General features: G+C 33.8%; 11 protein-coding genes. All 11 read left to right on the top strand.

The features are described 5' to 3' along the window. The first annotated feature begins 7 nt into the window (after positions 1-7). The 11 genes from CKJ95_RS09400 to CKJ95_RS09350 all read left to right on the top strand — a co-directional run bounded on the left by CKJ95_RS09400 (position 8) and on the right by CKJ95_RS09350 (position 13428). Positions 8-1453 carry a 3'-5' exonuclease gene (locus tag CKJ95_RS09400; RefSeq protein WP_099353151.1) on the top strand — a complete coding sequence of 482 codons (1446 nt, stop codon included), beginning with the start codon at positions 8-10 and terminating at the stop codon, positions 1451-1453. Between the two features lie 185 nt (positions 1454-1638). After that, positions 1639-2829 (top strand): hypothetical protein, encoded by a 1191-nt coding sequence (locus CKJ95_RS09395; protein WP_142353935.1) that lies wholly within the window; start codon positions 1639-1641, stop codon positions 2827-2829. Next, positions 2822-3094 carry a hypothetical protein gene (locus tag CKJ95_RS09390; protein WP_099353149.1) on the top strand — a complete coding sequence of 91 codons (273 nt, stop codon included), beginning with the start codon at positions 2822-2824 and terminating at the stop codon, positions 3092-3094. The genes CKJ95_RS09395 and CKJ95_RS09390 overlap by 8 nt, the downstream gene beginning before the upstream one ends. Before the next feature lie 21 nt (positions 3095-3115). Beyond that, on the top strand, positions 3116-4594 hold the full coding sequence (locus CKJ95_RS09385) for a hypothetical protein (RefSeq protein ID WP_099353148.1): 1479 nt from the start codon (positions 3116-3118) through the stop codon (positions 4592-4594). Between the two features lie 265 nt (positions 4595-4859). After that, entirely contained in the window at positions 4860-6065 is a 1206-nt protein-coding gene (dcm, locus tag CKJ95_RS09380; protein ID WP_099353147.1) for a DNA (cytosine-5-)-methyltransferase, read from the top strand. Positions 6066-6310: 245 nt separating this feature from the next. Beyond that, the gene (locus tag CKJ95_RS09375) at positions 6311-7981 is read left to right on the top strand and encodes an AAA family ATPase (RefSeq protein ID WP_180271459.1); all 1671 of its coding nucleotides are present in this window, start codon (positions 6311-6313) and stop codon (positions 7979-7981) included. After that, entirely contained in the window at positions 7956-9281 is a 1326-nt protein-coding gene (locus CKJ95_RS09370; protein WP_099353145.1) for an LlaJI family restriction endonuclease, read from the top strand. Before CKJ95_RS09375 ends, CKJ95_RS09370 begins: the two co-directional genes overlap by 26 nt. 565 nt (positions 9282-9846) lie before the next feature. Continuing rightward, positions 9847-10128: a hypothetical protein gene (locus CKJ95_RS09365; RefSeq protein ID WP_142353934.1), complete on the top strand. Its 282-nt coding sequence runs from the start codon at positions 9847-9849 to the stop codon at positions 10126-10128. Continuing rightward, a complete protein-coding gene (locus CKJ95_RS09360) occupies positions 10125-11408 on the top strand; it encodes a pre-toxin TG domain-containing protein (RefSeq protein WP_099353143.1) in 1284 nt (427 codons plus the stop codon). Before CKJ95_RS09365 ends, CKJ95_RS09360 begins: the two co-directional genes overlap by 4 nt. Before the next feature lie 16 nt (positions 11409-11424). Beyond that, positions 11425-11883: a YrhA family protein gene (locus CKJ95_RS09355; protein ID WP_099353142.1), complete on the top strand. Its 459-nt coding sequence runs from the start codon at positions 11425-11427 to the stop codon at positions 11881-11883. Between the two features lie 309 nt (positions 11884-12192). Then, the gene (locus tag CKJ95_RS09350) at positions 12193-13428 is read left to right on the top strand and encodes an NAD(P)/FAD-dependent oxidoreductase (protein WP_099353141.1); all 1236 of its coding nucleotides are present in this window, start codon (positions 12193-12195) and stop codon (positions 13426-13428) included. Positions 13429-13879 lie beyond the last annotated feature (451 nt).

Genomic DNA, 13879 nt, shown 5'->3' with positions numbered 1-13879 from the left:
GTTTTTGTTGGAACAACAGAAAATTAATTTAACAAAAGGCCAAGAAAAATGTGTATCTTTCGTTCCTGAAGGAGATCTATTGATTCGAGGAATACCTGGCTCCGGTAAATCAACTGTGTTACTTGAACGAGCACGCTTTCTTCAGATGAAGAATAGCGGAACTGTTCTGTTTTTAGCATATAATAAATCACTTACAACATATATTCGACAGCTATCATTAAAAAGTGGAGACCAACCTGTAGAAGCAAGTACGTTCCATCAATGGGGCATACACTTGCTAAAAGAATTGGGTGTGAAAAACGCGAGACTTATTGGTGATAAACATCTTGAAGTGATGAAGTATGCTTTTTACACTGTACGAAAAAGATATGTTGATGCAAGCTTTCCAAAAATGAGTAGTGAAAAGAATCAAGCTCGACAATTAATTAAATTTTTAATGAGCGAAATTTCTTGGATAAAAGGGAATGGCATAAAAAGTAGAGATGACTATATGAATATTCTTCGAAGCGGAAGAGGGAACCAAATAAAAGTTTCAAAAGAGCACAGGAAGACCATTTATGATGTTTTAGAGAAATATAATGAAATGTTATCTTCTCCTCAATATAGAAGTATTGATTTTGATGATGTTGCTTTGTTATTGGATCAATACGCTGGGGAAATACCTGATGACAAAAAACCAGATCATATCCTAGTCGACGAGGCGCAAGATCTTACCATTATGCAATTGAAAGCTATCTCTAAACTTGCGAAGAAAAGTCTTACAATTGGTGCAGACAAGGGGCAGCAAATATACCACCGAAATTTTTCGTGGAAAGATATTGGGATAGATGTAACGAAAGGTCGAAGCAAGTTTTTAAATGAAACATTTCGATCAACTCAAGAAATAATTAGGCTTGCTAAAGATTTTCAAAAACATGATGAAACCCTTCTAAAAGATGAGAACTATACGGAAACAGTTTTGCCGGGTGCGTCAGGTCAAATTCCTATTCTAGTTGAGTCTGATAGCTTAGACAAGGAAGTAAACACTATAGTAACTCTAGTTGAACGTTATCAAAACAATTTTCCAGATGACACAATCGGTGTAATTGGACAATCAAGTAAACGACTCGAGAAATTTAGTGAAGCCCTTGATGAAGCGGGTATACCTTGGATAATGGTAAAAGAAGATGAAACAGATATGTTAACACCGGGAGTCAAACTCGTTTCGTATTATTCAGCTAAAGGCTTGGAATTTGATCATGTAATCGTAACGAACTTAAAAAAAGGATTTTTACCGTATAAAAGTCCAACTCCGGGTATAGATGAAGAAGATCATCTTGCAGCCGAACGTAGAAAATTCTTTGTTGCTATGACTAGAGCGAAATATACTTTAACAATTTCAGCTGTTCGTCCATTTTCAACATTTGTTGAAGAACTAGATGAAAAGTTGTATAAAAAGATAAAACTGAATTAATCTTTTTTATATTAAAATCATCGTTTACACGAAAACGGTGATTTTTTTGTAAACTAAGCTATAATAATAATGTCAGGTTTTGACAAGTAATGAAGAATAATGTGAATTACAAATCAAGCGAGGAGAACTGAATGATGGAAAATAAATTTTACGATTACCAAATTTCTCGCAAGAGTTCAAATATAATGAGTTATGTAAAACAATCGGGAAAAGCATTTACGATCGATGAAATCGTAACGAATATTTTTAATGTTAACAAGAATAACGCACGTTTTAAATACTACTTTAAAGCTGTTGAATCTTTTATTCGTGCAAATAAAGACTTTAATGAAATTCAAGATGGATTATGGAGCTATGGTTCTTCGCCTATTATTCGTCCAACAGTTGTTTCAACAAGCGCGAAACCAAAGCAAGCATCTCATTTAGTTCTATATGCTGAACGTGTAAAAGGATTTATTAGAGTATCGCAACAAATGGCAAGCCTTACAAGAATGAAGGTCAGAAAACAAGGTGTTTTTGATGTAGACTTTAATGGATACACATACGAGTTTCATTGGAAGTGGATTTATAATTATTGTTATCTGTTTGGCAATGGAGTCATGGATTTTTTTGCTGACGCAGGTCTCCAACCTGATCAAGAATTTATTATGAATATTGATGACAATAAAAAAATAACGTTGACTGTTACAAAACAAAAAAGTGATGTAAGTATTCCAGACCAAAGTCAGTTATCCCAAATAGAGGATTCCTTTGAATTTGCGAAGAGAAGTAGTAAATTTACAATTCTTTATGAGTTGTTATCTTGTTATCCATCTGGGCTAACAATGAATGAAATATTTAAACATTACCTAGATATGAAGGTAATTACTACCTATGAATTGAAAAATTTACTAAAGCAAAATGAATGCTTTCAATATGATGTAGTAGAAGATACTTGGAAAGTTTATGTTAATAAAATATCACGATATTATAAAGATGAGCTTGGAGACCAAGCTGAAAATAAGCTTTCATTTAAATGGTTAATTGGTGAAGATGACATTAGTGATGCTAAGGCATCTCATGAAGAGGATGAAGACAAGAAGATTTTAGATAAAGATGTACAATCACAATCTGATGAAGAAAGTAAAGATGAAATAGTGGATGCCTCTGAATCAGATGAGTTTTCTATAGAGTCAATCATTAATGAGATAGTAAGCCTTACACTTAATCCTAGTGAAATAAAACAGGAGATAGATAACAAAGTAGTTGAATGTTTTATCAATGGTGATATTAAATCTTTAGAAGATAATTATAAGGAAGCACAAGAAATTTACTCATACTTCCAAAAGGTAGACCAATTTATGAATAAATGGAAAGGACAAGACCTGAATGGATGAATATGTAGGAAGTCAGTTACAACATATAATCGAGAAATATAAAACCGCAATGGAAGAACAAAAAGAAAAAATAAGTCAATTATCAGGAAAGCTTAACCAAAAGCAAAAAATGATTGAGGAAGAAGTTTTAAAAATTGCATCAAATCGAGATCTTAATGCAAAAGAACGTTCAGAACGTATGATTCCACTAATGGAAGAACAAGATAAACTTAAAGAAATACATGATGGAATTAATGTGATACTAGGGTTTGAAGACAATGTTTAAATAGATAAGGTGATCTAATTCATGAAACAATTTATAAGATTTAAAGACTCAAAAATTAATAAAGCAATTAAGCCAGTTGCAGAAGTACTGGAAGGAATAGATATTCTCGAAACCGTCTTATTCGAAGAGGGATATATAGATGAGTCAGTAGAGACTATGTTAATTTCTTCATATCACATGACTTATAAAAAAAATGGAAAGGAAATACTTATTATACGACCGATGGTATCAGATTGGAATGTGAAATTATTCGGTGCATCATGGAATGTACAAAAACTTTTTCATTTACCAGTTTCGTTTGAGTTTGAAATTGAACAGACAGGCTGGAGAATACAAGGAATGATTGATGCAAACATAGATGACATAAAAAAGTCATTTCTAGAAGCATTGGAACAATCTATTATCGAGCAATTTATTGTATATCCTTTAACTATTATTCATGCATACTTTTTGAAAAACTCACATTTATTCCAAAATACGGACGATAAAATTTTAAATGAAGTTGTATCCTCTTTTTGGCTAGGAGACATTTCAAGAATTAAAGTGCTGCAAAATAATTTTAAATCAAATGCCAGTGAAAACAACATACAAAATTTTATTAAAAATTGGTATGAAAATTTGAATGTTGATTCATCACTAAATGTAAGCCAGCTACATGATCGAATGAAAGTAGATAAGCAAAGCTTTTATTCTAAGCTTTCTTTGTTAGGCATTTATATGGAACGTGTTTTTACTAACTATCGTAATTCTTTATCCTCCATTTGGTTTGAGAATGAACTCTTACAGGATAAAGAACTTTTCACATTAAAAATGGAGGAAATCAGAGAGTCTATTCTGCTGACTGATACATTCTTAAAAGAACTGAACCAAATTGAACACAAAAATCAAGATCATACAACCACTGATGAAATCGTTCATAAAGTAAAGGAACCTTCTCTTACTGTAGATAACCAAGATAACAATAGTAACCCAGACAATGTTAAGGAGCAAACAGTTATTACAACTCGGGTGAATAATAATGTGGTTCAACAAAAACAGGAACCAAACGATTGGTTTGAATTTTTACTCAAGAATAAGGCTGGAACTATTAAGGACATCCCATTTATGACAAAAAAAGAACTTTTGGGAGAGGACTCAAACATGGCATTAACCATTCACGAACATCGTGTAGAAATGTTAGCCTCTGAATTTGCTCATGATAAAAAAATGACCCAAGAGTTTGTTACAATCATAAGGTTATTAATAGAAAATAGTAATTCAAAAGGATATGTAACAAAAGAACTTTTAAAAAGTCTTTACATGTTAAGGTACAAGAATACAAATAGGATAAATGATTATGCGAAAAGAAACCATATATCATCATCAAAAGTCAAACAATCACTTTCTACTAGATTCCATGTGGTATTAGAACAACTTAAGAAAGTAGGACTGATTAAGGAGTACTTTCGGGATTATGAATACCAAATTTATTGGAATTTTGCTATTTACGTTCATAAATGAGGTAATTTATATCAAACTTAACTAAGACTAAGATTAATATTCATTTGGATATAATTGGAGTAAGCCTGAACCTTGTTAATTGACATAAATGATATATTGATTTTATAGGGATGACTGCTTTTAAGATAGGATATCCGTTAGTAATCTTTGAAACTATATATTAGTTTATATTAAATTAACTTAGCAAAAGAGTGGACAGACGAATAGATGTTCTGTATAATTTGTGTTATTAATAGGACAAATCGTCCTGGAGGAGACACGGATTATGGAGATTGAAGAAATTAAAAAGAAGAGAGAAAGATTAGGACTTACTCAAAAAGAGTTTGCCGATGCTCTTGGAATATTAGGGAAGTATGGGGATCGAAATCTAAGGAGATGGGAGAACGGCGAACATAAACCTTCTAGCCTTGAATTAAAAGCAATAAGAGATTTTCCGGAAGAACCTAGGTTTTTAAATCCCAAAATAGAAGATTCTAAATTTTTTATGATAGATCTATTTGCAGGAATAGGTGGAATTCGCTTAGCCTTTCAAAAATTAGGTGGCCATAATCGTTTTACTGCTGAGTGGGATAAGTTTGCAGCGAAAACTTACCGTGTTAATTTTGGTGAGGAACCAGAAGGTGATATTACAAAGATTGATGAAAAAGAAATACCTGATCATAATATCCTCTTAGCAGGATTTCCATGTCAAGCATTTTCGCAGGCTGGTTTGAAACAAGGATTTGAAGATACAAGGGGAACTTTATTTTTCGATGTAGCTAGGATAATTGCTGAAAAAAGACCAGATGCGTTCTTACTTGAAAATGTAAAGAATCTAAGAAGTCATGATAAAGGTAGAACTTTTGCAAAGATTAAGGAAACTTTGGAGAATTTAGACTACACGTTTGAAGCAGAGGTTTTACGAGCTGCCGATTTTGGTGTTCCCCAAAATCGCGAGAGAATATATATGGTTGGCTTTAATAAAAGAACCGGTGGAGAGCTCGTACCTTTTAAATTCCCAGTCCCACCTTGTGGTCCTACACGATTAGGTGATATACTTCTTGAAAATGTAGATGAGAAGTATACAATTTCCGACAAATTGTATGAAGGCCATTTAAGAAGAAAGAAAATGCACAAAGAAAAAGGGAATGGATTTGGATTTTCACTTTTTAATGAGGACAGTCCTTATACCAATACACTTAGTGCTAGATATTATAAGGATGGTAGTGAGATTCTTATAGATCAAGGAAAAGAGAAAAATCCAAGAAAACTCACACCAACTGAATGTAAAAGATTACAAGGATTCCCAGAAGAATTTGTTATACCAGTTTCGGATACTCAGGCATACAAACAATTTGGTAATTCAGTAGCAGTTCCTGTGGTTGAAGCCATAGCAAAAAATATGGTTGAAGCAATGGATACAGTAAATTTTTTAACAGATTATAGATCATCTCTTCTGAAAGTTGAAGATAAGATCTTGGTAAAACAATAATAGTTTTTCCAAAACTTTGTAAAGGTGGATTGAAATAAATTATTTCTATCCACCTTTTACTATTATTAAATAAGAGGGGAAAATATCTAATTTTACTGAAGTTAATTAATGGATAATTTGGTTTGTTGGAACAGAATAGAGGATAATATGATGGTTCGTTTGAACTAATGATTTGCAAAATATGTAACGGAGTGGGTTATAATGGGAATATAGTTAAAAAAGATATTTATATGGAGGATACATTTGTGTTAAGAGATTTAAACCAGTTAGCTATTACCTCTAGAGAACATTTCCGAAATACATTTAAAAACGAAGACTTTAAATTGACTAGAGATTTTAAAGATAGACTTTCACAGGTACTTGAGGCTAAAAATGCTTCTATTCAATTCTTTGATTACTCGGCTGAAATAACTCCAAGTTCGAATAATAAAATATTCTGCCCAAACCAATGGTTCTATATCGCTACATTTGTAGTAGAGTTTGTTTCTGAATTAATTAAATATAAAAAGATCGTGGAAGAGCTTGCTGATTCTGAGATTAATAGCATGAGCAGAAAGCAATTCCTCGCGAAAATTAAAAACTTAAAAGATGAGCAGATTGAGGAGTTTGCTCCTGAAATAAAAGAAGCAATTGAAGAATATTTTGGTGAGGATAAAAAAAGTGGTTCGTATCTTTGTAGACTTTTAACTGATTATAACTGGTGGTTTGGAAGTAAAACGATAGATAGGCATGACTACTATGTTTCTCCAACATTAAACTTGTTAGGACTTGTAAACGTTAGTCAAACCTATGTCGCAGAAATTGTTTATTATTTAGCTTCTGATAAACAATTAAAGGAAAAAGCGCTTAATATGCGGGAAGAAGTACAGGAATTTATTAAACTCACGGATGTCCCTGCTGAGAATTTGATAGTTTACGGAGCACCGGGCACAGGAAAGAGTAGATATCTTGAGAAAAACTTTTCGAATACCGTTAGAGTTGTCTTTCACTCAGAGTACTCTTATTTTGATTTCGTTGGGAGCTATAAGCCTACACCTCTATATAAGAGCACAGATTCTACTCTATATAGATTAAGCGGTGATAAATTTCAAAAAGGTGAACCAATTATTGATTACCAATTTTCTCCTGGTCCTTTTATTGATGTTTTAATTAAGGCTGTTCGAAATCCAACAATGAAATATACCTTGCTTATCGAAGAAATAAACAGGGCAAATGCACCAACGGTATTTGGGGATGTTTTCCAATTGTTAGATAGAGGAGTAGACGGTAGTAGTCAGTACAAAATAAATCCCAAAGAGGAATTAAAACACTATTTAATGTCGCTTGAGGATATAAAACATCATTTTATGGAAGGTTTGTATATCCCCCGTAACATGAATATCGTTGCAACGATGAATAGTGCCGATCAAGGTGTTTACGTACTTGATTCTGCATTTAAGCGTCGTTGGAAGTTTAAATATATGCCAATTAAAGAAAAGGGATTTGTACATGAGAATAGTCTAATCAGTTATGCAGGAGAAGAGTTTGAATGGAGATATATTCTTAATGCTATCAACGATAAGCTTAAGGACATGGGAATAAATGAAGACCGGTTAATAGGACCTTATTTTATTAGTCCTGACGAGATAAGTGATAATAACAGCTTTGCTTCAAAGTTACTAATTTATTTATGGGATGATGTTGTTAGGTATAAAAGACAAGATTTTTTTGATCGTGGAATTAGAACATACTCAGAACTAATAACAAATTTTACAAGAGGCTCAGATGTAATGAATATTAAGAATGGTATTTACGAGTTAAAAGAAGAAGAGCTCTCAATTAAAACGGAATTGGAACTAAATAGTACCGAATCTAGGGTTGCTGAAAATAAGCAAGTATATGGTGGGATAGATGAGCAGAACGAGTCTGAGCTATAATTTCCTTGAACATAATGAATACGAAATTGATGAGCTTCCAATAGGCATTGTAAATCATTTAGTAGATAGAGGGGTCTGTAACGTTAGGCAAAATAAAATTAAATTTATAGCAACTGGTATTGTGATATACAGGAACAATTTTATTATTATTTTCCCTAAAACATATCCACTCCCATCTCATGAAGAGAATTTAAGGAAACATGCTCAGGTGTTATTCGAGACCTTATTAAAATATCGAAGTGATGCAAATTTCAATGATGAAAAGATGGATCTTATGGGTGGGGACGAGGGACATCAAAATGAGAGTCTATTAACGGCTTATAACCTTATTAAAGATTTTACTCAAAATGGTTTCTTAGTAAAGGAAAATAGAGTAAATACTCTACAGTCTACAGGAAATATTGATTGGGGAGCAACAATAAATAAAAGGCAACCTATTTTTACTAGAAGATCTGTCATTTATGCTGATATAATTTCAAAAAGAATTACTATAAATCAACAAAATAAACTCTCTATTTTACATAGATATTGTGTAAGTATGAGTATAGAAAAGTATGGCTGGTTAATTGGAATATCCCCTGAGTTAAATATTGACAATATTGGAACACCTGAGCTAACTATTGACATCTCATATGCAATACAATTCTTAAAAAATGAACTAAACGGCACGTTTATTGAAAGAGAAATAAATGTAATAAAATTAATGATAGATTTTTTATCTGGTATAGAAGAGAAAAGCAAAGAAGATGATATTGACATTTTAGTTACACCATATTTTCAAAATGTATGGGAGTTAATTTGTAGTGAATTATTCAGAAATCAGTACAAAGCACTGAAAAAAATAATCCCAAAGCTCAACTGGGAGATTGAAAGTAATGCTATAGTTCAAAATCAGAGGCCAGACATAATATTCTTATTTGGACAAAAATTGTATATACTTGACGCAAAATATTACAATATAGATACTAATCTGCCAGGATGGCCAGATGTGGTGAAACAACTCTTCTATGCTTATACTATTTTTAATAACATTAAATCGGAACACTTTTGGTTTCCTAACAAGAAATTAGAAATGAAGTTAAAAAAAATTGTTGGCGTAGAAAATGTATTTCTTTTTCCTTCATGCGAAAAAGAAATTATCAAATATGTTGGGAAAGTAAATGTTGAAAATAATAGTGATTTTGACGATATTATCGCATATAAAATTAACACATATTTTGCAATGAAGTGTTATGTAGGTATAGAGGATTATAATTTTATCAAATGGTTAATAGTTGAAAGTAAGAAAAGAAATATATAAATAATACTTTCTGTCAGATAGTAACGATAAATAGAACTTTGATTATTTGGTTGGTATTGTAATAAAAACACATGGGGTCATTTACTCGGCCTTTTCTTCTTCTAGTCAAGATCAAGCTGTCTGTTCCTGTAACTTATCTGTGTGTACAAAGCGCAGTTTAACAAATTGAACTGCTACTGCCTAATAGACAGTGGAAATAATAAAAATGATCTTTGCGGCTTTAGCTCTATTTTATAGGGCTAAGGCCGTTTAGTCGTTTTGGTATCTAATATGATTATAGAAATATTATTCTAATCTATTGCTTTAGACAATTTTTTTATGTCATTTACTTATGTAAATTTTGTTCTTCAAACAAGAAAATGACAAACGGTGAAGACCAGCATCTTTTGTTTCAATTTTTTTAGGATAGCAGATACTGAAAAATAGCCCTTTCGCCCCCTATTTTGAGAAATATATTTGTGCCTTTTGAATCATAAAAAAAAAGCTCTTAACTGGTAAAATTTACAATATGACATTTACCTAAGAGGAGAGGAATATGGAGCTTATAGACGAAATCGAGAGGAAAGTGCAACGCCGGAAATATTTAATGATGGCTGATATATTAGAAGGCTATCGTTCGAATATTCATCAGGCATTAAGCAGAATGGGCAATAGTAAACAGATTTATCGGTCTGCACACGGTTGTTATGCGCATCAATGGAAGGGGCAGACAAGAGATGCGTATGAGGAAATTGCAGCAGAAATCAATAGTACGGGGAACAAAATCAATCATCAGGGTGAGCTGTTGATCAAAGAAATCAACAAAGAGATTCGAAGATTACTAGCTAAAGCGGAGGCCCTGCGATGAGCGATATTAAAGTTAAGGCCGAGGAGTTAGAGGATTTTGCTAGTCAAATTGGAAAAGCAGAGCGGGAATGTGACGATGCTTTAGATGCGATTAATTGGCATTTTTCTTCCATGCTTGCTAATTTCCCAGGAGTTGTTCCAGGCTCCATACATAATTTAGAAGCTGATTTAAAATACTCGATCAAAAAATACAAAAGCAAGCTTGATGATGCCCAACAATTAATTAAGCTGACCGCTGCGAATATGAAAAACGATGAACAAAAGATGTCTGGTAAAGTAGGGGAGTTTTTACTTGAACTCGTGGGCTGGTATGACATCCAGCGAGTATTTAGTGAGTACGATCCCATTACCGGTGAAAAGCTTTCAGCAGGAGACCGTGTACTGGCTGTAGGATTTCTAGCACTGACATTTGTCCCACCTGCAAAAGCAGTTGGTGTTGGAGGGAAAGCAGCAGTAAAAGGTGTAAAAGCGGGTCTCCCTTCCCTAGCAAAATCACCCGAAGCTTTTATGAAAATACGAAACGTTCTAGATCCGAAAAGGGTTCAACAAGCATTCCGCTCCGTGTATAATGAAGTGGTAAAAGGTCCAATCGCTGCAACAAAGGTTTGGTTTGATAAAGTGAAGAGAGGATTTGGAGACATTCCAATTCCACAAATCAGACAAGAGGCCCTTGCAGGTGTAGGAGTAGTTAATAAAACCGTTAAGGATGCATTTGGTGAGGCAAAGGATTTGATCAAGCGAATTAAGAGTTCGCAGGTGGATGAAGTGGATGTTAAGAGTGTTAATGGAGTTGAAGGTGTTGCTAAGGGGACCGGTAAAAATAACAATGAGGATTATTTTATTGGAACCTTAAAAGGAGAAAAAGTTCATTTAAAAGGTGTAAAGGTAGAAGAAATTATCTACACCAAAAGGCTGCCTGACGAAACAGCAAAACTTAGAAGGGAATTTAATAGTTCAGTAAGAAAAAATTTTCTTAAAGAATTTGCTAACGACCCTCAAAGAGTTGAATATTTAAGAACAGCAGGCTTAAGTGATGCAGATATTGCTAGAATGAAAGATGGTCTTAATCCGAAAGGATGGCAAGTTCATCACAATTTACCTTTAGATGATGGTGGTACAAATGATTTTACTAACCTGGTATTAATAAAGAATGACCCTTATCATAAGGCGATTACAAATGAACAAAACTCATTAACTAAAGGATTATTACCTAAGCAAAGTAAAACGATCAACTGGCCATTGTTCGAAGAAGATATTTATCCATCAAAACCGTTTAAATAGAAGGGAAGATTTTGCGATGTCTCAATGGATAGACTTATTGAAAGAACTAGCAAAAATTGAAGAAAAATATGGAGGTACCCTTAGAAATCCAGCAAGTGAGGAAGAAATTATAAAGATGAAAAATGAAGTTAATCAAAAATTTGAAAACGTTGTTTTACCTGATTCATATGTTAATTTTCTAAAAGAAATAAATGGACTAGATTTTAATGGATTAGTATTCTATGGTGTTGATGAGAGATTGCTTGAACAGGATGTAGAAGAAGTTCATGGGTTTATTGAGACGAATGAGCTTTGGTATGAAAATGATTGGCAAAGACAATATATCTTTTTTGGTGATTCTGATACAGCGTGGTATTGTTACAACTCGAAGGAAAATAATTACGTTGAATTGGATAAACCCTCTGGCACGTTAATCCAATCCTTTGAAAGTTTTGATTCAATGTTATATGATGCGTTGAAAACTGTACTTTTGTAAGAAAATTTTATCTAGATATCAAATTTTGAATAAATCTGTTAAGTAGACGATCATTGCTGGTCGTCTTTCTTATTGTATTCATACTGCGCAGACAACATTCTTAAATAACAAAATGTAATAAAAATATTCCGTGATAATAATATTAGTAGTCTTAAGCAACAGTTCCAGATTAACGCTAGTATTATGTAGTATGTTCTGCTCCGAGAAACGTCACTAATTCACATCGCCTCACAGTACAAAATGGAATAATTAAGTCCATTCAACAATATTTTTAAGAGGGGACTGATTAAAGAAACGAGGAGTGAGACGGTGGAGAAGAACTATGATGTGATTGTAACAGGAGCAAGATGTGCGGGTTCTGCGTTAACAATTTACTTGGCTAAGGCAGGGTTTAAGGTGTTATTGGTGGACAAGGCCACATTCCCAAGTGACACATTGTCGACGAATACGTTTTTTAACAATACAACAGCTTTACTGAGGGACCTTGGTGTGTTAGACGAAGTCTTAAAAACCAATGTGACACCGGTTAAGTCGATTAAATTCCAATTTGAAGATACCGTAATAGAAGGGCCCATTCCTGTTGTTGCCGGTGAGGACACAGCCTACTGCATCCGAAGAACGCACCTTGATGATATCTTAATTCGAAAGGCTGGGTCTATGGAAAATGTAACGGTAATGGAAGGGTTTAGGGTAAAGGATCTAATTTATGATGGAGACGTCATAGCTGCTGGGGTAAAAGGAGAAGATTCGTCAGGGATCTTGCGGGAATTCAGGGCATCACTTATAGTAGGAGCGGATGGAAGACACTCGATCGTTCGGAAGCTTGTGAGGAGCAAGCAGAAAATCATCAGTCCTTCAACTGTTGCAATTTACTTTGGTTACTTTTCCAACTTTCAGCACGATGGCGAAGCGAAATTCGAAGTTTACAAAAGAGGAAAGAATATGGCCATTCTTTTTCCGACTAATGAGAACAACTATGTTGTGACTGCAAACTTTCCACTTTCCGATAAAGGCTTACTAGAGAAATTCAAACAGAACAGTGAAGAGAGCCTTCGTCAGCTATTAACAGAACAATTCCCAAACACAACAATTGGAGCAAGGCTTACGACAGCAACCCTTATAGAACCAATTAGAGGATTGCATGAATATGAAAATTACTGGTACGAAGGAATGGGCAAAGGCTGGGCGCTCGTTGGGGATGCCATATGCTTCAAGGACCCCGCAATGGCGCAGGGAATTCATGATGCCATCCGGGGAGCTCAGTTACTGGCCGATATTCTTAAAAGGTACAATAATCAACTAAGCCAATGGGACCAAATCGGAGAAGAGTATCAACATTCAATTGAAGCTGAATTCATGGTCCGTTTTTACATGGGCTGCGAGCTCTCCAAAAATGAACCGATCTCTGAGCAACAGGATGCTGTTAACAAGTTAATCAGCGCCCATCCTGCAGTTATTGAGAAGTTTCTTGGAATATATAACTATGCCAATGAACCGAGTGACTTTGAAGCGGAGCTAGTTAAGGTTATGGATACTGTCTCATGAATACCACAAGCTGCCTAAAGTAGTCTAATATAAAATGTTCCATCCTTTTCAAGGACTGGGTGAGCCACTTCCACACCCAACATTTAAACCCAACGCCATGGAATAATTAAATATAGTAGAAGTTAATGTAGTAAAGGAAGGCATTGGTGTTCTACCAACGCCTTTTTGTGCTTTTATTTTAAGCTATTAAAATAACAGAGATTATGGAAGAATTACAGGATTACGATGATACAAATTATAAGGAGAAAAATGGAGGAGGGCATCTGAATTGGAACTGATTCTTAGTGATTTTATAATACATAAAGCAGTTGACAAAGAAATGATTTTAAAATATACGAATAAACTAACTGGTTCTATATCGACAAGTAAATAAGGGATGAATAAGATCCGTTCTTTAGCATTAGGTCCATTACATTAGCTAAATGGACCTTTTGTGATTAAATAATATTAT

This window comes from Fredinandcohnia onubensis (genome assembly GCF_002734285.1).
GTDB classification, from domain to species: Bacteria; Bacillota; Bacilli; order Bacillales; family Bacillaceae_L; genus Ferdinandcohnia; species Ferdinandcohnia onubensis_A.
Note: the sequence above shows the minus strand (reverse complement) of the source record. Positions and strands in the feature narration are given on the sequence as shown.

What these genes read in the sequence shown, in the direction of transcription:
- CKJ95_RS09395 (WP_142353935.1), top strand. Translation starts at nt 1,639, where the DNA reads ATGAGTTATGTAAAACAATCGGGAAAAGCATTTACGATCGATGAAATC.
- CKJ95_RS09390 (WP_099353149.1), top strand. Translation starts at nt 2,822, where the DNA reads ATGGATGAATATGTAGGAAGTCAGTTACAACATATAATCGAGAAATAT.
- CKJ95_RS09385 (WP_099353148.1), top strand. Translation starts at nt 3,116, where the DNA reads ATGAAACAATTTATAAGATTTAAAGACTCAAAAATTAATAAAGCAATT.
- dcm (WP_099353147.1), top strand. Translation starts at nt 4,860, where the DNA reads ATGGAGATTGAAGAAATTAAAAAGAAGAGAGAAAGATTAGGACTTACT.
- CKJ95_RS09370 (WP_099353145.1), top strand. Translation starts at nt 7,956, where the DNA reads ATGAGCAGAACGAGTCTGAGCTATAATTTCCTTGAACATAATGAATAC.
- CKJ95_RS09360 (WP_099353143.1), top strand. Translation starts at nt 10,125, where the DNA reads ATGAGCGATATTAAAGTTAAGGCCGAGGAGTTAGAGGATTTTGCTAGT.
- CKJ95_RS09355 (WP_099353142.1), top strand. Translation starts at nt 11,425, where the DNA reads ATGTCTCAATGGATAGACTTATTGAAAGAACTAGCAAAAATTGAAGAA.